Raw genomic sequence first — 21,546 nt, 5'->3', positions numbered from 1 at the left:
ATGACAGATCCCGGAAATCCGGGGCAGGAGGGTGGAAACATGCAGACGGATCAGGGCCGCGTTATCATTGTTACTGGTGCGGGCTCCGGCATCGGCGCGGCCACGGCGGCGCGTTTCATCGCCGCCGGCGACCGCGTGGCGCTGCTTGACCGGGACGGGGATGCGCTGGCGCGCCAGCTCGGGCGCCACGCTGCGGCCGCGGACCGCGTGATGACCCACCGCGTCGACATGGCGGTTTCCGCCGATGTGGACGCCGCCATCGACGCCGTGGTCGGCCGCTTCGGCGGCGTGGACGTGCTGGTCAACAACGCGGGCGTTGGCGGCTTTGGCCATGTCGACCGTCTGGCCGATGAAAAGTGGCGGCAGGTGTTCGCCGTCAATGTGGACGGCGTGTTTTACGCTTGCCGTCGCGCCCTGCCGCACATCATCGCCCGGCGCGGCAATATCGTGAACATCGCCTCCATCTCGGGCACGGGCGGTGACCATGGTTTCGCCGCCTACAACGCCTCGAAAGCGGCGGTCATCAACCTGACCCGGGCCATGGCGCTGGACCATGGCGGCGAAGGCGTGCGCGTCAACGCCGTGTGTCCCGGTCTGGTGCAGACGCCCCTGTCGCAGCAGTTGTGTGAAACGCCGGAGGTGGCGGCGCGCTACATGGAGGCGATTGCCCTCGGGCGCCTGGCCCAGCCGGAGGAAATCGCCGAAACCATCTTTTTCCTGGCTTCTCCGGCGGCGTCTTATGTGACTGGCGCGGCGCTTGTCGTCGATGGCGGCCTCACCTGCGCGACCGGCCAGCCCAATTTCACGCGTCTGCTGACCGGGGAGACGCGCACGGGGACATGAGGCGGTGGCTGCGCGCGCAGCCACGTTCCGGTTGTGTCGGCAGGCGGCGGGCGGAGCCGGTTGGCCATGCTGGCCTGCCTGGCGGCCAGCGGCTATGCTGCCGCAGGTTACAGCAGGGGGAGGACAGCCGTGGAGGTCGAAACCATCACCAGCGGACAATGCGCCGCCGCCAGGGCGTTGACCCAGATATCGGTCGAGGTTCTGGCCGTGCGTAGCGGCCTGGGCGCCGACGTCATCAGACGTTTCGAGGCCGGCTCGACGCCGCCCGATGTTCCTGGACTGCGCGCCCTGCAGGCGGCGCTTGAGAGTTTTGGCGCCCACTTCATTCCCGAGGACGACATGGGCGCCGGCGTGCGGCTGCGTTTCACCAGCAGCGTCTCGCGCAAGGTCGCCGGCTGGGAGAACGAGGGCGGCGCGGTTGGTGACGACGACGTGCCCTGAGCGGAGCCGCGCCGGCTAACGATCGCTGTCGGCCGATCAGTGTCGGCATGGTTGTCGCGCATGAAAGATACGCACAGGTTGCAGCGGACGCCTTCAGCCAGCCGGTGTGTTTTGCGCGATCGCGGGCCTGGATTCGTAGGCCTGGATCGGGGGCTGGCATGAGGCGCGGCCTACCGCGCCATGGCCGGACCCGTCCCGGTCGTCCGCGCCAGCGCCTGCTGCGAGGCGCGCGCCATGACGGGCGGGCCCGTGACGCTTTTCAACCCCCCTGACGCATGCTCCCCTGGCCACGTCGCTTCCTGGCGAGCGAAACACAGCCCGTTCGCAAGGGCGTCGATTGACAAAATCCGGTCGCAAACAAATAAAGAACATCTGGCGATATCCAGACGGAATCAGGCGCATGGAAATGGCGATGGCGGTGTCCCCGGGAGGAGATATGCCCCCAGGAAAGGCGCTTGGGCGGAGGCGGTCTGCGGGCGCCCGTCACGCTGCTTCGGGAGAAGCCGCCACGGGGTCGTGCATGGCGTCCGGGGGCAGGGCGGGCGCGATGGTGGCGCAGGTCGGCCATGGCCAGCCGGAAGCTCCTGATGTCTCCGCCCAGGGACCGGTTCCGATCCACGTCGCGCCGCGCCCGTCGCTGTTTGGCGTCGCCGAACTGGACAATGCGGTGGCGGACGGGGGGCTGGCGCCCGGGGCGCTTCATGTGGTGGAGGCGATCCATGGCGGCCCGGCGGAAGAGGCAGCCCTGCATGCGGCGGCGGCCGCCGCCTTCGCGGCGGGTTTCTGCGCCCGCGCCAGCGGCGGAGCCTGCTGGTTGGGGCCGCCGGCGGATTTGCTGGGCGGCGGCGCGCCGCCGCTGCCGGAGGCGGGCCAGGCCCTGCCCATCATCGAAACCTGCTGGGAAGCGCGGTCCGGGCTCCGCGCGGCGACGGTTCCGGCGCGGGTGCTTGTGCTGGATGCGCGGCGGGCGCACCGGCTGTCGTCGCCGGCGCGCTTCGCCCGGGCGGCCCTGAAACAGGGGCGGGTCGTGGTCTTCCTGGCGCCGGAAGCCGACTGCAGCGTCGCGCGGCCTGGCGCCTCGCCAACCTGCTGGCGCGTCGGCCACGCCAGCGCGGGCTCCCAGGGGGCGCCAGACATCTGGCGGGTGGAGCTGACTCGTGGTGAAGCCGTGCGGCGTGTGCTGGTCAGCGCCTGCGACAGGAACGGCCGCATGGCCGCCGCGCCGCGCCTCTCCGCGAATGACGGCAAGGAAATGATGCGCCGGTTTGCCCGGTCCTGACAGGAGGGGCAGGCGCCGCCCCGGTGGACCGTGACGCCGCGCCGTGGCGCGCAGGTGGGTCGCGCGGGCGCCGTCAACCGTCCGGTCGGTTGCGGTTGATGACGAGAGGCCATCTGCGCCTGCCGCGCAGATGTCGCGCCATGCCAGCGCCCGCGGTTCCGGCATAAACAGCGCACGGTAGCCTCAGGCAAGACCGGATTGAGGAATCCCTCATGCGCCCCGCGACGGCTGCGTGCGCGCGCCTGTCACGATCTGGCCCATGCGCGGTCGGATCAGCTTCATACGCACGGGCGAGCCTTACGCGCCGGGGCTTTCCTGCCCACGCGCTTCGCGCGCGAGCACGCGAGCATGGTCGTCATGTCCGCAAGCTTCCCCGTGCACCCGCCATCGCGCCTCCGTGCGCGCGTCCTGGCTACCAGGATGTTCAAATATGCAATTGCAAATGGTTTGCAATTGCATATGATCGCCATCACACCTGTAGCCGCAAGAGGCGCGGGGAAGGGAGGCGAAGCATGCGGGCAGCGGACGTGGGGCGAAAAACCATGGGGCCAAAGAATATGAAGCGGGGAATGGCGCGGTTGCGAAGAGCGGCGTTTGTTTGGGGAGCCCTGGCGGCGACGTCGGCGCTTGGCATGGACGCCGCGCAGGCAGAAGGAGCCAAGCAGGCGGAAGGAGCCACGCAGGCGGAAGGGCTCGACACCGAGCATCTGTTCGGCTTTGCCGAGGGCTCGGACATTGGCCAACCGGGCGAACTGGAACTGGAAACGGAAACCACAGGACGTTTTGGCAAACGTCATGGCCGCTTTTCCGCCGTCGACGCCGCCATTTCCCTTAAGGCGCCGGTCACGCCGAACTTTCGCCTGTCGCCTGGCTTCATCGTATCGCATCATGACATTCATGGCGCGCCGGATCAGGTCGACCGGCGCAGCACGGCGCTGGACGGGGCGTTTCTCGACATGCGCTTCCGGCTGCTGGACCGGGCCGCCGGGCCATTCGGCCTGACCATCGGCGTAACGCCGGGATTTGGCGGCGTCGAGCCGGGCACGGGCCTGCGCTCACGCGAGTACGGCGCCAGTTTCAGGCTGTTGCTCGACCGTGAAATCATCCCCGGCCAGTTCGTCGCCGCCCTTAACGTCAGCTATGACCTGGGCGTCTCCCGGCCGCACGCCAGCGGCGTCGGTCACGCATCTGGCCTCGACGTTACGGGCGGCCTGTCCTGGCGTCTGGCGCCGGATGTGTTTGTCGGCGCCGAGGCGCGCTACGCCAGGGCTTATGAAGGACTGGGCCTCGACCGTTACGCCGGGCAGGCGCTGTTCGCCGGACCAACGCTTTATCTGGCGCTCGGGTCGCATCTGTGGGCGTCTGTGGCGTGGCATGCCCAGATCGCCGGGGGCGTCAGTCGCCACGCGGGGCATTTCGATCTGGATCAGTTCGAACGCCATCAGGTGCGTCTGCGCGTCGGCGGCCACTTCTGATCCGCCCGCGATGTCCCTGATCAGCGCGGGGGCTGACCCAGGGCTGACGCATGACTGGCCAATCCCCATATAATGGCCTGGCGCATTCCGCAGCCTTGCCTGGCGGGGATTGCGGACAGATTTCTAGGAGGATGACGCCATGTTTTTTGGGCGAAAGAACACCAGCCTGCCGGGCCCGGGCGAGGCCCTGCCCGGTCGCCCCACGCCGCTTGCCACCAGCCAGCGCCATTTCGTCAGCGGCGCGGCGCTGCACGGCCCATGGCCGGGCCTGTCGCAAATCCAGCTTGGTCTTGGCTGTTTCTGGGGCGCCGAGCGGCTGTTCTGGAATTTGCCGGGCGTGGTTGTAACCGCCGTTGGCTATGCGGGCGGCGAGACGCCAAATCCCACTTACGAAGAGGTCTGCTCGGGCATGACAGGCCATACGGAGGTGGTGCTGGTTGTTTATGACGCGGAAAAATTGCCGACGCGCGAACTGCTGGCGACATTTTTCGAGAACCATGATCCAACCCAGGGCATGCGCCAGGGTAATGACATTGGGACCCAGTATCGCTCGGCGATCTACGCGACAACGCCGGAGCAGCTGGCCGCCGCCCGCGAGGTGCGCGACCAGTACCAGAATGCGCTCGCCGCCGCCGGCTTCGGGCCGGTCACCACGGAAATCCGTGAGGCGCCGCCGTTTTACTACGCCGAGGACTACCACCAGCAATATCTGGCGAAAAACCCCGGCGGCTATTGCGGCATTGGCGGCGTCGGCGTTGCCTGCCAGCGCGGCGTCGGCGTCGCCGCTGGCTGACACTGCCGCAACCGGCCAGCCGTCAGGGCGCCTGCAACACCGCCTGGCAGGCCGGCGGCAGGTCGGCCATGGTCAGGGCGCGCGGCGGCTTGCCTGGCGGGCGCGGCTTGGGATGCAGCACTTCCGGCCTGAACCACCAGTCCAGCTCCTTGCCGCAGCCATCGCCGGGCGGCGGCGGCGGCTGGTTGCGGCAGGATTCGCTGCCGGTGCAACTCAGGCGGACATGGAAGTGGTAGTTGTGGCCCCATGTGGGCCGGATCTTGCGCAGCCACGCCCGGTCAGCGCCAGCGTCGCGGCACAGTGCTTTCTTGATCGCCGGGTTGACGAAAACCCGCGCCACCTGCGAGTTGGAGGCGGCGAGTTTCAGCAACTGCACGTGGCTCGCCGTGTAGGTGCGCGGGTCGATGTCCAGCCTGTCCCTGCGCACCAGGTCAGTGGAGGAAATCTCCTCACGCTCGGCCGCGGAATAGACGCGATCGGTCATCGGCCGCAGCCAGATGTCCGCCTCGATGCCCAGCTGGTGTGAGGCGTGCCCCGTCAGCATCGGCCCGCCGCGCGGTTGCGCCATGTCGCCGATGAGGATGCCCTGCCAACCGGTGACGCGCGCGGCGTCGGCGGAGAATTTCTGGAGAAAGCGCACCAGGCGCGGCGTGCCCCAGCTGCGGTTGCGAGAGAGGCGCATCACCTGCCAGGTTTCACCGGTGTTGGTCATCTGCACGCCGCCGGAGTAACAGCCGCGCGAGTAGAAGCCGACGGCGTGACCGGCGCCCGGCGCTGCCGTTGTCACCTGCCCGAACAGCCGCCGCGCGGCGTCAGGCGGCAGGGTTTTCAGGGCCTGGGCGCGCCGTGCGGCTTCCTGGCGCGCGTTTTCCTGGGCCATGGCGGGGCTGGCGATCAGGGCGGCTCCGGCGACGGCGAGGCAAATCAGTTGCGTCCACATGCGGAAAAGGTCTCACGATGATGCGGCGCGGACAACCGCGGCCACGGGACGTTGTCAGGAAAAAGGAAAATCCGATTCGCCTTAAGAAAATGTGCCCCGGCGCCAGATGAAAACCAGATGGACAGGCGGCGCGGGTCCCCGGCCGGAAATCGTCGGCGAGAGCATTGCGCATCTCATGGCCGGTCGGTAACGGAGGTGGGCCGAATTCTGATTGAGGCTTGAGGCCCGCATGAGCCTGCTGTCGCCCGCCGTTCTGCCCATCCTGTTGCTGCTGGCCTCCAACGTCTTCATGACGACGGCGTGGTATGGCCATCTCAAGTTCCCTGGCGCGGCGTTGCCGACGGTGGTGCTGGTTTCCTGGGGCATCGCCCTGCTGGAGTATTGCCTCGCCGTGCCCGCCAACCGCATTGGCCACGCCGTTTACAGCGCCGCCGAGCTCAAGACCATTCAGGAGGTGATCTCCCTGGTGGTCTTCGCCGGCTTTTCGGTCACCGTGCTGGGCGAGCGCCTGACGCTCAATCATGCTGTCGGTTTCGTGCTGATTGCCCTCGGCGCCGTGTTTGTCTTCAAGGGGCCGCTGTAGGCTCAGGAAGGGTCCTGGAGCTGACAGGTCCTACAGCCAGCGCGCCCGCTTGAAGCGCAGGTAGAGCAGGCCGCACAGGCTGAGGATGATGGTGATCACGATGAAATAGCCATACTCGGTCTGCAACTCCGGCATGTTTTTGAAATTCATGCCGTAGATGCCGGCGATCGCCGTTGGCACGGCGAGGATGGCCGCCCAGGCGGCGAGCTGGCGGGTGATCTCGCTCTGGCGCTGCTGTTCCAGCAGGTTGCTCGCCTCGAACACTGACGTCAGGATTTCCCGCAGGCTGGCGACCCGGCTTTCCACCCGCGTCACGTGGTCATGTACGTCGCGAAAGTAGGGCCGCGATTGCGGATCGATCGACGGCAGGTCCAGATGGGCCAGCTTGCCGCACACCTCCGACATCGGTCCCAGGATGCGCTGGAAACGGATCAGCTCGCGGCGCAGGGTGAACAGGCGGCTGACCTCGCTGCGGCCGATGAACGAGTCGAGCATGCGCTGCTCCATTGCCAGCACTTCCTCCTCGATGCTTTCGACGATCGGCAGGTAGCCGTCGACGATAAAGTCGAGGATGGCGTGCAGCACATAATCCACGCCCTGTTGCAACAACGCCGGCGCCGCCTCGAGCTGGTGACGCAGGTCGGTGTGCGCCCGGGCCGAGCCATGGCGCACGCTGATCAGGTGGTCGCGGCTGACGAAAAAATCCGTCTCGCCATAGGAGATGCGGTCGCCATTCAGATGCGCCGTTCGCGCCACGACGAAAAGCTGGTCGCCGAACACCTCGACCTTGGGCAGCTGGTGCGCTTTCAGCGCGTCCTCGATGGCGAGGGGATGCAGATCGTAATTGTCCTGCAACAGGCGCAGTTCATCCTCGGCCGGCTCGTGCAGGCCGATCCAGACGAATTCGGAGCGATCGCTGGCGCACGTCGCCGGCTGGTCCAGCGACACGGGCGTGACCGGTTGGCCATGGCGGTAAAGGTAGGCGGCGACGACTGTCATGTGGCTGCATCCAGGCGGCCCTGGTCCGGCGCGCGCCTGCGCGGGACTTGTCCCGCGGAGCCGTCCTGGCCTTCTGAGGTCGCGCCATCCGTTCTTTCTTCCGCCCGAGTGTCCGGAAGACCGGTTGTCTAACGGTTAACGCGGCTCGGGACCCGCGATGCGCCCCTGGCCTGGACATCGCCCCGGCGTCATACGGTCTCCGGCGTGCGGTTGGCCTGCGCGCCGTTGCGCAACGCCCGGAGAACAGAAAACAGCACCTCGGGCCGGAATGGCTTTTCGACAACCGGCGTATCGGGGAAATCCTGGGGCAGGTGGGCGCGTCCGTAGCCGGAAACGAAACAGAACGGAATATTGCGCCGTGACAATGCGATGGCGACCGGATCGACCGGCTTGCCGCACAGGTTGCCGTCCAGGACCGCGAGGTCGATAGCCTCGAACTTCGCCACGGCGAGCGCATCGCTGACCGTGGCCGCGATGGCGACGATCTCCGCTCCGGCCTCTTCCAGTTCAGTGCTGAGATCAAAGGCGATGAGCGGCTCATCCTCGACGACGAGAATGCGGCAGCCGTCAAATCCGTCATCCTGGGCCTGTTGGGTAGTCGGCGCCCGCGCCGGCGTGGGCGCGGCGTCCACATGGGTGACGCCGTCTGACAGGCGGATGGTCCAGATGACCCCGGCGGGGCGCCAGTCCACCGAGATGGCGTCGGGATCGGCGCCCGCGCCCGAGCGGATCAGCGTGGAGCCGAAGCCAACGCGTCTGGGCGGCGTGACGGGCGGGCCGCCGCGCTCCTCCCACTGGAGCTCCAGCCCGTCGCCAAGACGGCGCCAGCTGATCAGAACCTCACCCGCCGGCGCGGAAAGCGCCCCATATTTGGCCGCGTTGGTGCCCAGCTCATGCAGGCTCAACGCCATGCGCAGGGTATTTTCTGGTGAAAGCTCCACCCGGGGGCCCCGCAAATGCACCCGCTCCGGGTCCAGCGTTCCGGCCTGGAACTGGTCGTGCACCAGCTGGTCAAGCTGGGTGCTGGACCAGGTCGCGTCCGACAGGATGGCGTGCGCGCGGGACAATGCCTGCAGGCGACCGCCAAAACTCTGTTCGAAGGCGGTCAGGCTGTCGCTTTGCCGCAGTGTCTGCCGGGCGATGGCCTGCACGTTGGCGAGGGTGTTCTTGATGCGGTGGTGGAGTTCGCCGATCAGCAGCGTGCGGACCTTCTCGGACCGGTGGCGTTCGCTGACGTCAAGGATCTGCAACGACAGCGACAGCTTGCCGGTGATGGGATCGCGCAGGACCGAGCCGTAGATCTCGCAATGAATGTTGGCGCCGTCCGGTCCCAGGGCGTTGACCTCGGCGGCGTAACGGGGCGGCACGTCAGCCTCTGGCCGCAACCATGCGCGGAGCACATCCAGCCCTTCCGGCGTCATCCAGGCGATGTCGCTGGCGTGGCGGCCGGCGACGGCCTCCGCGCTGCGCCCGAACATCCGCTCGGCGCCAGCCGACCACGCCAGGATGGTCAGGGCGCTGTCGATCTCCACATAGGCCAGGGGGGAATTGTCGGCGTGCGCCTTCAGCCTGGCGATCGCCAGATCCCGGTGGCTGGCGATGGCGCGCAGTTCGTCGCGTTGCCGCTCCAGATCGCGCGCCTGCTGGCCGATGCGGAAAAAAACCTCGGCTTTCGATTTGAGCACCAGCGGATCGATGGGCTTGAAAATGTAATCCACCGCGCCGGCTTCATAGCCGCGGAAGCGGCGGGTGTCGTCGCGCTCGGCCGCCGTGACGAAAATGATGGGAATGCGCCGGGTGCGTTCGGCGCCGCGCATCAGTTCCGCCAGTTCGTAGCCATTGGTCTCCGGCATGTGCACGTCCAGGAAGGCCAGGGCGTAATCGTGGACCAGCATCAGCTCCAGCGCCTCGGGGGCCGACGACGCGTGGTGGATTTCAAGCCCGTCCCGCCGCAGCAGGGCGTCCAGCGCCAGCAGATTTTCGGCGATGTCGTCGACAATCAGGAAGCGGATGGGATCACCGGACATGGGACGCGCCCTCGCTGGCCGTGCGCCGCCAGATGCGCTCCCGTTCGTGGAAGGGCGCCCAGGCGGCGGCGGAGGCTGAGAAACGTAGCGTTTCGTGGGCGCCAAGCCCAAGGAATCCGCCGCGCACAAGGGCGTCCGAAAACAGACCCAGCGCCCGGTCCTGGAGCGCAGCGTTGAAATAGATCAGGACGTTACGGCAGGACACCAGATGCACCTCGGAAAAAACCTGGTCTGTCGCGAGATTATGCTCGGAAAACACCGTCCGGCTTCTCAGGTTCCGGTCGAAAACCGCGTGACCATAGCCCGCTGTATAGTAGTCGGAAAGGGAGGCTTTCCCACCCGCCTGCTGATAGTTGGTGGAGAATCCTGACAACCGGTCGATGTCATAGATCCCGGCCGAGGCCCGGTTCAACGCGCGACGGTTGATCTCGGTTGCGTAAAACAGCGTGCGCCCGAACAGCTCCTCCTCCTGAAACAAGATGGCGAGCGAATAGAGCTCCTCGCCATTGGCGCAGCCGGCCACCCAGACTTTCAGCGACGGGAAGGTCCGCAGGTGCGGGATGACCTCCTCGCGCAGGGCCAGATAGTAGCCGGGGTCGCGGAACAGTTCGCTCACCTGCACGGTCATGGCGTCGAGGACTTCCGGCAGCACCGCCGGCTCATGCAGCACCCGTTTTTGCAGGTCGGAGATGGTGTCGCAGCCCAGCCGCTCCCGCGCCAGCTCCGCCCGCCGCAGCAGCGAGGCGCGTGAGTAGGAGCGGAAGTCATAGTGATAGCGTCGGTAAAGCGCCTCCAGAAACAGCTCCAGCTCCACCGGCTCCACCGGCGGCGCCGTCATCGGCCCCGTGCTCATCGCGACATCCACACGCGGGTGAGCGACAGCAGCTTGTCGACGTCGATGGGTTTGGGAATGTAGTCGTTGGCGCCGGCGGCGAGGCAGATGTTCTGGTCCTCGGTCATCGCCTTGGCCGTCAGCATGATGATCGGCAGGTTGGCCCAGCGCTCCATGGCGCGGATTTCCCGCGTCGCCGTCAGGCCGTCCATTTCCGGCATCATCACGTCCATTAGCACCAGATCGACCCCCGGCGCCGCCCCGTCCGCGACGCGCCCGAGCGCCTCCAGCGCTTCCCGGCCGTTGCGGGCGACCTGCACCTCCACCCCATGCGGCTCGAAGATGCCGGTCAGGGCGTAGACGTTGCGGATGTCGTCCTCGACCACCAGAATCCGCCGCCCTTCCAGGATGGCGTCGCGATTGAGGGCGACCTTCAGCATTTCCCGCTGCCGCTCCGGCAGCCCGGCCACCACCTGGTGGAGGAACAGCGTGACCTCATCGATCAGGCGCTCCGGCGATTTGGCGCCCTTGATGATGATGGAGCGCGAATAGCGCCGCAGCCGCAGCTCCTCCATTTCGCTGAGAATGCGGGCCGTATAGACGATCACCGGCGGGAAGGACGCGGCCTCGTCGGCGTCGAGCTGTTCGAGCACGTCGAAGCCGGATGCGTCCGGCAACGTCATGTCGAGCACGATGCAATCAAACGTGCCGGCGCGGCACGCGCTCATCGCTTCGGCCGCGGTCGCCGCGCCCACGGTCTCCACGTCGTCGCTGGCCAGCAGGGCCTTGAGGCCGGCGAGCTGCGCCGGATCGTCCTCGACGATCAGGACGCGGCGCGTCCGCTGCTCAAGCCGCCCGTCGAGGCGCTGGATGGTTTGCGCCAGCTCTTCCCTGTCGACGGGTTTGAGCAGGTAGCTCATGGCGCCCTGGGCCATCGCCTCGCGCATGTAGTCGCCCGCCGACACCACATGAATGGGAATGTGGCGGGTCTGGATATTGCGCTTCAGCCTGTCCAGAACGGAGAGGCCCGAATGGTCCGGCAGGCCGACGTCCAGAACGATGGCCTGCGGTAGGTAGCGTTGCGCGGCGTTCACCGCGTCCTCGGCGCGATCGACGACGATGCAACGGAACTCAAGCTCGCGCGCCAGGTCGAGCAGGATGCGCGCGAACGCGGGGTCATCCTCGACCACCAGCATGACGCGGTCGCTGTCCCGGATGAGGGCGCGATCGTCCTCCACGCCGGGCATGCCGCCGATCGCGCTGGTTGCGTCTGGCGTGGTTTCGGGGATGGTCGCCGGGGGCGGCGCTGGCGGCGCCGTCTCCGCGGCGATCAGGCGGCGACGCGCCGGGCTGTTCTCCGGAAAACGCAGCGGCAGGACCAGGGTGAAAACGCTGCCGGCCCCAGGCGTGCTTTCCAGGGTAATGCGTCCGCCCAGGAGATCGGCAAGCTCGCGTGAGATCGACAGTCCAAGCCCGGTGCCGCCATAGCGCCGGGATATGGCGCCGTCGGCCTGGCGGAAAGCCTCGAAGACGCCCGGCTGATCCACATCGCGGATGCCGATGCCCGTATCGTGCACGGCGAACGCCACGCCATCGTCTACGGCGGCGACGCGCAGCGACACGCTGCCCGCATGGGTGAACTTGATGGCGTTTGACAGGAAGTTGCGCAGGATTTGCTCCAGCCGGGCCGGATCGGTTTCAATGGCCGCGATGTCGCCGGCCACGTCGGCTTCCAGCACAAGGCCCTTGCTTTTCGCCTGCGCCTCGAAGCCGCGCAGCAATTTGTTGGCGACCGTCCGGGGTGAAACCTGCGTTGGAGAAACGTCGAGTTTCCCCGCCTCGATCTTGGAGAGGTCGAGAATATCATTGATCAGCGCCAGCAGGTCCTGACCGGCGCCCGTGATGGTTTCCGCCCATTTCACCTGTTCGCTGGACAGGTTGCCGGTACGGTTTTCTCCAAGCAGCCGGGCCATGATCAACAGCGCGTTGAGCGGCGTCCGCAATTCGTGCGACATGTTGGCGACAAACTCGGACTTGTAACGGCTTTCCTGGGTCAGCTGGTCCGCCTGGTCCGCCAGCAGGCGGCGGGAGCGCACGAGGGCGTCGCGCTGCTCTTCCAGTTGCTGCGCCTGGGTTTCGAGGCGGGCGTTGCGCTCCTCCAGTTCGGCCTGCTGGTGCTCAAGCTGATCGCGGTTCTGCTCCAGCAACTGGGTCTGCTCTTCGAGCTCCTCGTTGGAGGCGGCCAGCTCCTCCGAATGGCTGCGCAATTCCTCCGATTGCCGGCGGGTTTCCTCAAGCAGTTCCTGCAATTGCTTCCGGTAACGGGCGGAGCTCAGGGCCATGCCGATCCGTTCTGGCGTGTTTTCGAGCAACCGGCGAACGCGCCTGCCCGGTTGCGCGTCAAAGCCCAGTTCAAGGACGCCATTGACCTGCGCGCCATCGTGGGTGGGCGCGATGACGCTCCAGGGCGCGTCGCCGCGCATCAGGCCAGAACTCCACGCCAGCCTGGCGTCGCCATCGCCCTGAACGTCGATGAGCTCATTGCTTTCAATCGCGCGCCACAGATGGCCCACGCCCGGTTGCACCTCGGAAGGAAGCCGTGCGGTTTCGGCGCCCCAACTGGCGACCAGCTGCAATCCGGTCGCCGACCGGACATAGAGCACGCCGGCGCGGGCGCGCGTGTACTGGCAGAGCACGGCCAGAAATTTCTCTCCCGCCCGGGCCGCGGAAAGGTCGCCCTGCAGCGCCCGCGCAGTTTTGACCTGCCCTGTCTGCACCCAGGCCAGTTCCGCGGTGGCGCGCCGGCCACGGATCAGGAAAAAGCCGGTGACGCCCATGGTCACCATCATCAGCGCGCCCATCGTCCGGTTGACGATCGCTGTCTGCGCGTCAATTTCGCCGGCGCTGGAAAGGAAAAACCCGGCGACGATGGCGACAAGGATCAGGGCGGTGACGGCGGGGGCGATATAAGCGCGGGTCGCCAGGAAGGTGATCGCGAGAGGAATCGCATAGAGCGTCCAGACGGACATGCCGAGGGGAACCTCAAGGTCCACCAGAAACGTCGCCGCGACGGCCACAAGCGACGCGATCGTGATTGTCAGGTTTTTCCGGTAGGTCAAGGCGCTGTCTCACACACGATTCACGACGGGCAACCCTGCCTGACGCGGCTGCTGCGGTCACCCCGGGGCGCGCCGCCCATTTGACGCCGGCATGCGAAGCGGCCGTCGCCCGGTTGGCAAGGGCCGTGCACTGCACGTTTCGTCACGGCTTCCCCCCTCGACATGCCAGACCCTCACCCAAAATCATACCGCATGACAACAATCATCACGCACATAAGTTCCGTTCCTGGGGGAACAAATTGGAGAGAGCGGCGTTCATCATGCTGCAACATGACACAGGCGCCGGTCCCGGGACGTAAGAACCTGTATGCGGACACGGCGCCAGGCAGCAAATGGCGGAAGCACACAATGGTTTTGGAGAACAGATGCGCCTATGGGCGGCGCCATGAATAGCTGGTGGTTTGAGGACAGGAACCACGGCGGCGGGGAGAGCGCGACCGCATCCCGGCTGCCGTGCAGCGACCTGGAGGCGGGGGCTGTCGCCGCTGCGGGACAGGCAATTGGCCTGCAACTGCGCGCCGTCTACGGTGACGCGGTGCGCGAACCGGTTCCCGACCGGTTTCTGGAGCTGCTTGAAAAGCTGGACAACGCCTGAGAACGGCCCTGCGGTCCGGGACGCCGCATGGAGCGGCGCCAGCCAATGGCGATGGCCATTGATCGCCGGGACCGCGCGGCAAAAAAACGCTGGCGCGCGGGGATGGTGACCATGCCGGGGGAGTGCGGTTGCGACAGGTTATGACGCAACTGTGAGATGTGGTTGCGCCTTGACCGGCCCCTGGAACAGGCGCAGCCTCATGAAGGTTCTGCTGGTCGTCTTGCCGGCGGGTTTCCCTGACAGGAGCTTTACATGCAACGAATGCCTAAGCGTGTTGGTCAAACTCCCCCGAGCGGCCCGCTGGGGAGGGCGGGGTTTGTGCTTGCGGCCGTCGCCGGCGCCGCCCTGCTGTCCGGGTGTCAGACCACGACGCCGGCGCCGACGGGCAATTTGCTGACCGCCGCCGGGTTCACCATGAAGGTGGCCGACACGCCTGCCCGACAAGCCAAGCTGGCGACCATTCCGTCAGGCAGGCTGATCGCCAGGTCGGTGAAGGGCAAGAACATGTATGTCTTCGCTGATCCAAAGGGTTGCAACTGCGTTTATATTGGCGATGAGGCCGCCTACCAGAATTACCGGCAACTGGGACGTAATCGCTCTGTTCCATCCGACCAGATGCTTGTCGCCGAAATGAACGCCGAGAACAGCTGGAATTTCAATTCGATCGGCCCAGGCCCCAACTGGTAAAAAAACCAGGCTGGTAAACAACCAGCATTGCGGGCGCGCCAGGTTCCGGCGGCATATATTCTGCCCATGCGAACGGGCGCGTGAAACCGGCCCCGGCGGACCCTCGCCGGGCCAATTCTTTCCATCCCTGTTCCAGCTGGCAGGCCGCGCTTTCGGGCGTTGCGCCCGGATCGCGCCACGCATGCGTGAACAGTCGCCAGGGCGCCGGCAAGGCGTCTCCCCTACGATCGCCACGATCAGCCATTGCGGCCTCACGACGATGGGCTGGGTGGAGCGGCAATGCGATTGAGGAATTCAATCGAATACTTCTGCGCAGGTTCTGCATACAGGGCATCTGCGATGGACCGCAGGCAAAACGCGCGCGCCGTGTCCCGTAAATTTGGAAATTTCGTCCCGATATCCTGGCATATGTTCACTCGAAGAGATGTCGCATCTCCCTTGAGCCCGGCGACCGCGCCCGGCCAGCGGCCCTGATCCGCACATCTCGCCAAAGGCCGCGCGTTTCCAGGCCAGCCGGCATCCCAGGCGCTACCTGGATGTCGGGGAGCCGCTGGCGCGTGGCGTTGACGTTTACGCCACGCTGAACATCCAGCACGTGGAAAGCCTGAATGACGTGTTGGCGCAGATCACCTGTATCCGGGTGCGCGAGACCATGCGGAACATTGCACTTTGGTCGGGTTGACGGCGTCCACAACATTGATCCAGTTTTCTGGGGACAATAATTTTGACAGGGGACGGAAATGCGCAAGATGGCGATTGGCGTTGCGGTCGCGACGCTCCTGGCCCTCGGGCCCGCTATGGCCCAGGAAACCGTCAAGCTGGGCTATATTGATCCGCTCTCGGGTGGCGGCGCTTCGGTTGGCGAGGTTGGACTGAAGCACTTCCAGTGGCTGGCGGAACAGGTGAACGCCAGGGGCGGCCTGAACGGCAAGAAACTCGAAGTCCTGGCCTTCGACAGCAAGACCAACCCCCAGGAAGCGGTGATCCAGGCGCAGAAGGCGATTGATGCCGGCGCCCGCATTATCACCCAAGGCAACGCCTCGTCAGTCGCGGCGGCGCTGTCCGACTTCGTCACCAAGTACAATGAACGTAATCCCGGCAAGGAAGTCCTGTACTTCAACTATGCGGCGATTGACGATTCACTGACCAATGACAAGTGCTCTTACTGGCATTTCCGCTGGGATGCGTCGGCCAGCGTCAAGATGGCGGCAATCAGCAATTATCTGAAGAACCGGCCTGAGGTTAAGAAGGTATATCTGATCAACCAGGACTATTCGTTCGGCCAGAGCTTCCGCAAACTGGCGGCGGAGATGCTCAAGGCCAAGCGCCCGGACATCCAGATCGTTGGCGACGAACTGCATCCGCTGCTCAAGGTCACCGATTTCTCGCCCTATATCGCCAAGATCAAGGCGTCTGGCGCGGACACGGTCATCACCGGCAACTGGGGGCAGGATATCGCCCTGTTGCTGAAGGCCGGCGCCGACGCGGGGCTGCAATCGAACTGGTACACCATTTACGCCGGCGGCGTCGGCGGTCCCACGGCGATCAAACAGTCGGGTCTGGCGGACAAGGTCCACGATATTGTGGAGAATGATCCCAATACTGCGCCTGAAGCAGCCCAGGCTGCCGAGAGTGAGTTCCGCAAGAGGTTTGGCGCCTCCCTCTGGTATCCGCGCGCTGTCAATGAGATCCGCTTTCTGGAAAGCGCGGTGAAGGAAACGGGCTCGGTTGATCCCAAGGCGATCGCGCAGAAGCTCGAGGGTATGACCGGCGGCACCTTCACCGGCGGCAAAGGCGCGATGCGCAAGGACGATCACCAGTTCTTCCAGGACATGTACCTGCGTTCGTTCGGCCCGCTGAAACCGGGCCAGAAGTTCGACGAGGAGGGAACCGGCTGGGGCTGGACGTCGAAGGGCAAGATCGCGGCGAACGACACGATCGTCCCCACGACCTGCGAGATGGAGCGCCCCTGAGCCACGCTGGCGTTCCGGCGTGATCCTCGCGGTTTCCCCATAACGCCGTCGTGCGGGCGAGCGGGCAGGGCGCTTCCAGCCAGGCAAGCTCGTTGGTGAGGATGGCGCCGCCGCTGGCGGTGACTGCGGCGTTCCGCCGGCGTGGTCTGGCGCGGGCCAGGTTCACGCCCCACCAACATGCGGGCTCCTCGCGCCCGCCAGCTGTCGCCTGGCGGCGGCAGCCGATGGCGTGATGCGCCTGGAGCAGAATTCTTCGAGCCAGGGCGGGATTTTTCTCCATCCTTTTCGCATTGACCCGGTTTTCATGTGAAGCGACGTCCAGCTTCGCTGGAAACCGGCTGGGGCTCCGGATTGCCGATGCTTGAGCTTGTCACTTTCTCTACCCTCAACGGCGTGCTCTACGGCATGCTGCTGTTCATGATGGCGAGCGGCCTCACCCTCATCTTCTCCATGATGGGGGTCCTGAATTTCGCCCACGCCAGTTTCTACATGATCGGAGCCTATTTCGGTTTCGAGATTTCCCGCCACATTGGCTTCTGGCCAGGCTTCATCATCGCGCCGCTGCTGGTGGGCGTTGTGGGCGCCCTGATTGAACGCTATGGCCTGCGCCGCGTCCACCGCTACGGGCATGTGGCCGAGCTGCTGTTCACCTTTGGCCTCGCCTTCGTCATCGAGGAACTGGTGAGCATGATCTGGGGCAAGGCGCCGGTGGACTATCGGCCGCCGCCATCGCTCGATTTCGTCGCATTCAGCCTCTTTGGCACCACCTATCCCGCGTACCGGATCTTCATGCTGGCGACGGCGGTGGCGATGTTCGTGTTCCTGATCCTCGTGCTGCGCCGCACCCGGGTGGGCCTCATCATCCAGGCGGCCCTCACGCACCCGGACATGGTCGCGATGCTGGGCCACAACGTGCCCCGGGTGTTCATGATGGTGTTTGGCGTCGGCGCTGGGCTCGCCGGGCTCGCCGGCGTCATCGCCGGGCCGGCCCTGGTCACCCAGCCGTCCATGGCGGCGCTGCTCGGGCCGATCCTGTTCGTGGTGATCGTGGTCGGCGGCCTTGGTTCGCTTGGCGGCGCGTTTGTCGCCTCGCTGCTCATTGGCCTGATCCAGACATTCGCGGTCGCCATCAACGTCTCGCTCGCCGATGTCATTGGCCCCACGGCGGCGGGGATATTTGGCGAACTCGGCCGCGCGCCGCTCGCCCAGATCGCGCCTGTCCTGCCCTATCTCCTGCTTGTGCTTGTGCTCATCCTCAGGCCCACCGGACTGTTCGGGACGCGTGAATCATGACCGGCATGCGCTACCTTCTCTGCTTCGCCGCGGTTGCCGTCGCGTTGCTGATCGCGCCGGTGGTGTTTCCGTCGAGCGTGGCGATCACCACCATGAGCCTGATGGGCGTGATGATCATCTTCGCGCTCTCCTACAACATGTTGCTGGGTCAGACCGGGCTGCTGTCATTCGGGCACGCGGTCTATTACGGGCTTGCCGGCTTTTGCGCCGCCCACGCCATGAACATCATCGCCGCCGGCAAGCTGCCGGTTCCGCTGCCGGTTATTCCGCTGGTCGGCGCCGCCGCCGGCCTGTTCTTCGGCGTTATTTTTGGCGCGGTGTCGACCCGGCGCGCCGGCACGGTGTTCGCCATGATCTCGCTGGGTCTGGGTGAACTGGTGGCGGCGTTCGCCCTGGTGCTGCATACCTTCTTCGGCGGCGAGGACGGTATTTCCACCAACCGGACAAAATTGCTGGCGTTCTTCGGCTACAAGTTCGGACCGCAGATTCAGGTGTACTATCTCATCGCCTTCTGGTGCTTCGTCTGCATCGTGCTGATGTACGCCCTGACGCGCACGCCGTTCGGCCGCATGTGCAACGCCGTGCGGGACAATCCGGAGCGCGTCGAATTTATCGGCTACTCCACCCAGCGCGTGCGCTTCCAGGCGTTCGTGCTGTCGGCGATGTTCGCTGGCGTCGCCGGCGCGCTCGCCGCGATCAATTTCGAGCTGATGAACCTGCAATCCATCGGCGCGGCCGCATCCGGGCAGGTGCTGCTGATGAGCTTTGTGGGCGGCGCCGGTCATTTCGCCGGCCCGGTGATTGGCGCGATTTTCGTGACCTTCCTGCAGGTCTCGCTGTCGGACATCACCAAGGCGTGGATGCTGTATTTCGGCCTGATGTTCATTTTCATCGTCATGTACGCGCCTGGGGGAATGGCCGGATGGCTGGCCCTGCACTGGCCGCTGCTCAGGAACGGACGCATCGTCCGGCTCTTGCCGGCCTATGCGCTGGCAGCCGTTCCCATGCTTGGGCTGGCGCTCGGCGGCGTCATGCTGATCGAACTCGCCCATCACATGCTGGTCCAGGCGGCCAGCGATGGGCCGCAGCTGTCGATATTCGGGATCCCCATGAATGGCGCCAGCCCCTGGCCCTGGCTGGCGGCGCTTGTCCTGTTCGCGGGCGGCGCGTTTGGCGTGCGGGCGGCGTGGCCGCGCGTCGCCGACGCATGGGGTCGCGCGCTGGCGGCGCCTGGAACCACGAAGGTGAACTCATGAACCCGGCAATCGCGCTCAGGGACGTGCGCAAGAGTTTTGGCCCCACGGAGATTATCCGGGGCCTCAACCTGACGGTGAACAGGGGCGAGCGGCACGCGGTGATCGGCCCGAACGGCGCCGGCAAGTCCACGATGTTCCATCTCATTAGCGGACGCCTGCAGGCGTCCTCGGGGGTGATTGAATTGAAGGGGGAGGACATCACCGGCCTGCGCCCCTATGAGATCAACCGGCGCGGGCTGTCGCGCAGCTTCCAGATCACCAATATTTTTCCGAAACTCTCGGTTTACGAGAACCTGCGCTGCGCCGTGCTCTGGTCGCTGGGCTATCGCTACGCATTCTGGCGGTTTGTCGACCGTCTGAAAGACGCCAATGAGCGGGCGGAGGAAGTGCTGGAAATGATTGGCCTGACGGCGCGGCGCGATACGCCGGCGGGCGTGCTGGCCTATGCCGATCAGCGGGCGCTCGAAATCGGCGTCACCATCGCGGGCGGCGCCGATGTCATCATGCTCGACGAGCCGACCGCCGGCATGAGCCACGCCGAAACCGAGCAGGCAGTGGCGCTGATCCGCAAGGTTTCGGAGGGCCGCACCCTGATCATGGTCGAACACGACATGGGGGTGGTGTTCGGGCTGGCTGACCGGATCTCCGTTCTGGTCTATGGCCAGATCATCGCCTCTGACACGCCGCAGGCCATCCGCGCCAATCCGGCGGTGCGCGAAGCCTATCTTGGAGAGGAGGCGCCGGCATGAGCGCGCTGCTCGACGTGCAGGACCTCCACGCCTATTACGGCAAGAGCCACATTCTGCATGGCGTCAATTTCCACATCAACGCGGGAGAGATCGTTTCGCTGCTCGGCCGGAATGGCGTCGGACGCTCCACCACCATCAAGGCGATCATGGGCGACGTGCCGCCGGTTGGCGTAGTCCGTTTCGCGGGCCGCGATATTGCCGGAATGAAACCGCACCAGATCGCCCGGCTCGGCCTTGGCTACGTGCCGGAAAATCGCGACGTGTTTCCATCGCTGACCGTTCGCCAGAACCTGTTGCTGGGCCAGAAATCCGCCAGACAGGCCGGCCGCTGGTCGATGCAGGACATGTTCAGGATCTTTCCGCGGCTGGAAGAGCGGGCGGACACGCCGGCGGGCGTGATGTCTGGCGGCGAGCAACAGATGCTCACCATTTGCCGCACGCTGATGGGCGATCCTGATCTGGTGATGATTGACGAGCCCACCGAAGGGCTGGCGCCAATGATGGTCGAACTGGTGGGCAATTTGCTGGCCGAGATCGCCAGTCGCGGCGTCGCCATTCTGCTGGTGGAGCAGAAGCTGACCATCGCGTTGAAGATCAGTCACCGGCTCTATGTCATGGGCCATGGCCGCATCGTCTTTGAAGGCAGCGTCGCCGACTTCAACGCCAACGCCAGCGTCCGCCAGGAGTGGCTTGAGGTGTGACGGATGTCGGCGTCCAGGTTTGCTTTGCGCCGCCACGGAATAATGGCTCGAAAACACCACCGGAACCGCGACGGCCGCCCCGGCGAGGGGGCCACGAAATTCCCTTGGCGGAGGCCCGGCCGTGCGCCCCGCTGGGTCGGCCAGGCGCATCGTTCTCGGACAGGCGATACGCCGCTGCCTGCGAAATCACGCGTCAGGTAACGCCGCCAGACGATCCTGGGATGCCCGCGTCATGGCGCAGCTGCTGGCGAGCGCAGCGCCGCAGGCGCGGCGACGCCGTGGAACCGATGCCTTGTCCCGGGAGGCTTGGCGCCATCGCCAGACCGGTTCTACAGCGGCGATGATGCTGCAATGGCGCTGAACGCCCCGGCGCCCTGGTGTTTCTTCCGAGAATGAACAGGCGTTCTTGCGAAAACAGAGCCCCATAAAAAGCAGGCCCGTTTCCCGCTCATGCCCCGAAAGGGACAGCGCTTCCGCGACAATGGGGCCGACCAGACGGCAAAACGCTGACGCGGCCAGCGCACGGCGGCGAGGGAGGCCGGTCCGCCATTCGCCATCCATTTCGCTCCATGGAGTTCGTTCGATGCGATGGCGCGAAACGCCGCCACACCACTGGCCAGCCGGCGCACGGAACGAAACCTGCGTGGACAGGCTCCGCGCCCTGAGCGTCGCCCCTTGCGCTCGTCGCATCTTGCGGTATACATCGCGCCATAACCGGTCGCCGGCTCCTGCAGGGCAGGACGCGCAGCGCGCCGGTTATTTCCAGCTGGACCTGGTCCTGCTGCGGAGGGGTGGCCGAGTGGTTGAAGGCGCACGCCTGGAAAGTGTGTATACGGGCAACCGTATCGCGGGTTCGAATCCCGCTCCCTCCGCCACCTTGGCCGAAATTGCCATTTTGGAAAACGGTTTGGCGCCGAACGGCGCCTATTTCCCTCTGCATTCCTCCTTGGCCACTTCCGCC

At 65.7% G+C, this 21,546-nt stretch carries 18 protein-coding genes, 1 tRNA gene and 1 pseudogene; 15 read left to right on the top strand and 5 right to left on the bottom strand.

The genetic code is table 11. The annotated features are described in order from the left end of the window. The first annotated feature begins 39 nt into the window (after positions 1 to 39). The 5 genes from budC to msrA all read left to right on the top strand — a co-directional run bounded on the left by budC (position 40) and on the right by msrA (position 4,831). A complete protein-coding gene (budC, locus tag EV666_RS08905; RefSeq protein WP_132006278.1) occupies positions 40 to 843 on the top strand; it encodes a meso-2,3-butanediol dehydrogenase in 804 nt (267 codons plus the stop codon). A gap of 129 nt (positions 844 to 972) precedes the next feature. Further along, a complete protein-coding gene (locus EV666_RS08900) occupies positions 973 to 1,284 on the top strand; it encodes a helix-turn-helix domain-containing protein (protein ID WP_132006275.1) in 312 nt (103 codons plus the stop codon). Between the two features lie 547 nt (positions 1,285 to 1,831). Then, a complete protein-coding gene (locus EV666_RS08895) occupies positions 1,832 to 2,563 on the top strand; it encodes a hypothetical protein (RefSeq protein ID WP_132006271.1) in 732 nt (243 codons plus the stop codon). 569 nt (positions 2,564 to 3,132) lie between these two features. Further along, positions 3,133 to 4,038 carry a DUF6662 family protein gene (locus EV666_RS08890; protein WP_132006268.1) on the top strand — a complete coding sequence of 302 codons (906 nt, stop codon included), beginning with the start codon at positions 3,133 to 3,135 and terminating at the stop codon, positions 4,036 to 4,038. 139 nt (positions 4,039 to 4,177) lie between these two features. After that, positions 4,178 to 4,831: a peptide-methionine (S)-S-oxide reductase MsrA gene (gene msrA, locus EV666_RS08885; RefSeq protein WP_132006261.1), complete on the top strand. Its 654-nt coding sequence runs from the start codon at positions 4,178 to 4,180 to the stop codon at positions 4,829 to 4,831. Positions 4,832 to 4,853: 22 nt separating this feature from the next. Here the strand turns inward: msrA and mepA are convergent, their stop codons facing one another. Further along, positions 4,854 to 5,771: a penicillin-insensitive murein endopeptidase gene (mepA, locus tag EV666_RS08880; protein WP_132006258.1), complete on the bottom strand. Its 918-nt coding sequence runs from the start codon at positions 5,769 to 5,771 to the stop codon at positions 4,854 to 4,856. A 229-nt stretch (positions 5,772 to 6,000) separates the two neighbouring features. Between mepA and EV666_RS08875 the strand changes: the two genes are divergently transcribed. Then, positions 6,001 to 6,354 (top strand): DMT family protein, encoded by a 354-nt coding sequence (locus tag EV666_RS08875; protein WP_207906374.1) that lies wholly within the window; start codon positions 6,001 to 6,003, stop codon positions 6,352 to 6,354. Between the two features lie 30 nt (positions 6,355 to 6,384). Here the strand turns inward: EV666_RS08875 and EV666_RS08870 are convergent, their stop codons facing one another. From EV666_RS08870 to EV666_RS08855, 4 genes are all read right to left on the bottom strand, one after another. Further along, positions 6,385 to 7,353 (bottom strand): magnesium and cobalt transport protein CorA, encoded by a 969-nt coding sequence (locus EV666_RS08870; RefSeq protein WP_132006255.1) that lies wholly within the window; start codon positions 7,351 to 7,353, stop codon positions 6,385 to 6,387. A 188-nt stretch (positions 7,354 to 7,541) separates the two neighbouring features. After that, positions 7,542 to 9,380 carry a response regulator gene (locus tag EV666_RS08865; RefSeq protein ID WP_132006252.1) on the bottom strand — a complete coding sequence of 613 codons (1,839 nt, stop codon included), beginning with the start codon at positions 9,378 to 9,380 and terminating at the stop codon, positions 7,542 to 7,544. Then, complete coding sequence (locus EV666_RS08860) at positions 9,370 to 10,233, bottom strand: CheR family methyltransferase (RefSeq protein ID WP_132006249.1); 864 nt, start codon at positions 10,231 to 10,233, stop codon at positions 9,370 to 9,372. Before EV666_RS08860 ends, EV666_RS08865 begins: the two co-directional genes overlap by 11 nt. Then, positions 10,230 to 13,331, bottom strand: a complete 3,102-nt coding sequence (locus EV666_RS08855; RefSeq protein ID WP_207906373.1) for a response regulator — start codon at positions 13,329 to 13,331, stop codon at positions 10,230 to 10,232. The genes EV666_RS08860 and EV666_RS08855 overlap by 4 nt, the downstream gene beginning before the upstream one ends. A gap of 385 nt (positions 13,332 to 13,716) precedes the next feature. Here EV666_RS08855 and EV666_RS08850 point away from each other — a divergent pair, with 385 nt between their 5' ends. The 9 genes and pseudogenes from EV666_RS08850 to EV666_RS08810 all read left to right on the top strand — a co-directional run bounded on the left by EV666_RS08850 (position 13,717) and on the right by EV666_RS08810 (position 21,460). Continuing rightward, positions 13,717 to 13,926: a NepR family anti-sigma factor gene (locus EV666_RS08850; protein ID WP_132006246.1), complete on the top strand. Its 210-nt coding sequence runs from the start codon at positions 13,717 to 13,719 to the stop codon at positions 13,924 to 13,926. A gap of 318 nt (positions 13,927 to 14,244) precedes the next feature. Then, the gene (locus EV666_RS08845) at positions 14,245 to 14,613 is read left to right on the top strand and encodes a hypothetical protein (RefSeq protein ID WP_132006243.1); all 369 of its coding nucleotides are present in this window, start codon (positions 14,245 to 14,247) and stop codon (positions 14,611 to 14,613) included. Positions 14,614 to 15,124: 511 nt separating this feature from the next. Continuing rightward, positions 15,125 to 15,268, top strand: a pseudogene (locus tag EV666_RS08840) (sensor histidine kinase KdpD); the annotation flags it as partial. A gap of 85 nt (positions 15,269 to 15,353) precedes the next feature. Then, positions 15,354 to 16,586 (top strand): branched-chain amino acid ABC transporter substrate-binding protein, encoded by a 1,233-nt coding sequence (locus EV666_RS08835; RefSeq protein ID WP_132006240.1) that lies wholly within the window; start codon positions 15,354 to 15,356, stop codon positions 16,584 to 16,586. A gap of 357 nt (positions 16,587 to 16,943) precedes the next feature. Continuing rightward, positions 16,944 to 17,879, top strand: coding sequence for a branched-chain amino acid ABC transporter permease (locus EV666_RS08830; protein ID WP_132006237.1), 936 nt, complete (start codon positions 16,944 to 16,946; stop codon positions 17,877 to 17,879). Beyond that, positions 17,876 to 19,135, top strand: coding sequence for a branched-chain amino acid ABC transporter permease (locus EV666_RS08825; RefSeq protein WP_132006234.1), 1,260 nt, complete (start codon positions 17,876 to 17,878; stop codon positions 19,133 to 19,135). Before EV666_RS08830 ends, EV666_RS08825 begins: the two co-directional genes overlap by 4 nt. Then, positions 19,132 to 19,884: an ABC transporter ATP-binding protein gene (locus tag EV666_RS08820; protein ID WP_132006231.1), complete on the top strand. Its 753-nt coding sequence runs from the start codon at positions 19,132 to 19,134 to the stop codon at positions 19,882 to 19,884. The genes EV666_RS08825 and EV666_RS08820 overlap by 4 nt, the downstream gene beginning before the upstream one ends. Before the next feature lie 5 nt (positions 19,885 to 19,889). Continuing rightward, positions 19,890 to 20,585, top strand: a complete 696-nt coding sequence (locus EV666_RS08815; RefSeq protein WP_132006494.1) for an ABC transporter ATP-binding protein — start codon at positions 19,890 to 19,892, stop codon at positions 20,583 to 20,585. Between the two features lie 785 nt (positions 20,586 to 21,370). Continuing rightward, a tRNA-Ser gene (locus tag EV666_RS08810) sits at positions 21,371 to 21,460 on the top strand. The last annotated feature ends 86 nt before the right edge of the window (positions 21,461 to 21,546 follow it).

This window comes from Camelimonas lactis, from assembly GCF_004342915.1.
Lineage (GTDB): Bacteria > Pseudomonadota > Alphaproteobacteria > Rhizobiales > Beijerinckiaceae > Camelimonas > Camelimonas lactis.
Note: the sequence above shows the minus strand (reverse complement) of the source record. Positions and strands in the feature narration are given on the sequence as shown.

What these genes read in the sequence shown, in the direction of transcription:
- EV666_RS08890 (WP_132006268.1), top strand. Translation starts at nt 3,133, where the DNA reads ATGGCGCGGTTGCGAAGAGCGGCGTTTGTTTGGGGAGCCCTGGCGGCG.
- EV666_RS08895 (WP_132006271.1), top strand. Translation starts at nt 1,832, where the DNA reads ATGGTGGCGCAGGTCGGCCATGGCCAGCCGGAAGCTCCTGATGTCTCC.
- EV666_RS08830 (WP_132006237.1), top strand. Translation starts at nt 16,944, where the DNA reads ATGCTTGAGCTTGTCACTTTCTCTACCCTCAACGGCGTGCTCTACGGC.
- EV666_RS08850 (WP_132006246.1), top strand. Translation starts at nt 13,717, where the DNA reads ATGAATAGCTGGTGGTTTGAGGACAGGAACCACGGCGGCGGGGAGAGC.
- EV666_RS08870 (WP_132006255.1), bottom strand. Translation starts at nt 7,353, where the DNA reads ATGACAGTCGTCGCCGCCTACCTTTACCGCCATGGCCAACCGGTCACG.
- EV666_RS08860 (WP_132006249.1), bottom strand. Translation starts at nt 10,233, where the DNA reads ATGAGCACGGGGCCGATGACGGCGCCGCCGGTGGAGCCGGTGGAGCTG.
- EV666_RS08865 (WP_132006252.1), bottom strand. Translation starts at nt 9,380, where the DNA reads ATGTCCGGTGATCCCATCCGCTTCCTGATTGTCGACGACATCGCCGAA.
- mepA (WP_132006258.1), bottom strand. Translation starts at nt 5,771, where the DNA reads ATGTGGACGCAACTGATTTGCCTCGCCGTCGCCGGAGCCGCCCTGATC.
- EV666_RS08875 (WP_207906374.1), top strand. Translation starts at nt 6,001, where the DNA reads ATGAGCCTGCTGTCGCCCGCCGTTCTGCCCATCCTGTTGCTGCTGGCC.
- EV666_RS08835 (WP_132006240.1), top strand. Translation starts at nt 15,354, where the DNA reads ATGCGCAAGATGGCGATTGGCGTTGCGGTCGCGACGCTCCTGGCCCTC.
- EV666_RS08825 (WP_132006234.1), top strand. Translation starts at nt 17,876, where the DNA reads ATGACCGGCATGCGCTACCTTCTCTGCTTCGCCGCGGTTGCCGTCGCG.
- msrA (WP_132006261.1), top strand. Translation starts at nt 4,178, where the DNA reads ATGTTTTTTGGGCGAAAGAACACCAGCCTGCCGGGCCCGGGCGAGGCC.
- EV666_RS08820 (WP_132006231.1), top strand. Translation starts at nt 19,132, where the DNA reads ATGAACCCGGCAATCGCGCTCAGGGACGTGCGCAAGAGTTTTGGCCCC.
- budC (WP_132006278.1), top strand. Translation starts at nt 40, where the DNA reads ATGCAGACGGATCAGGGCCGCGTTATCATTGTTACTGGTGCGGGCTCC.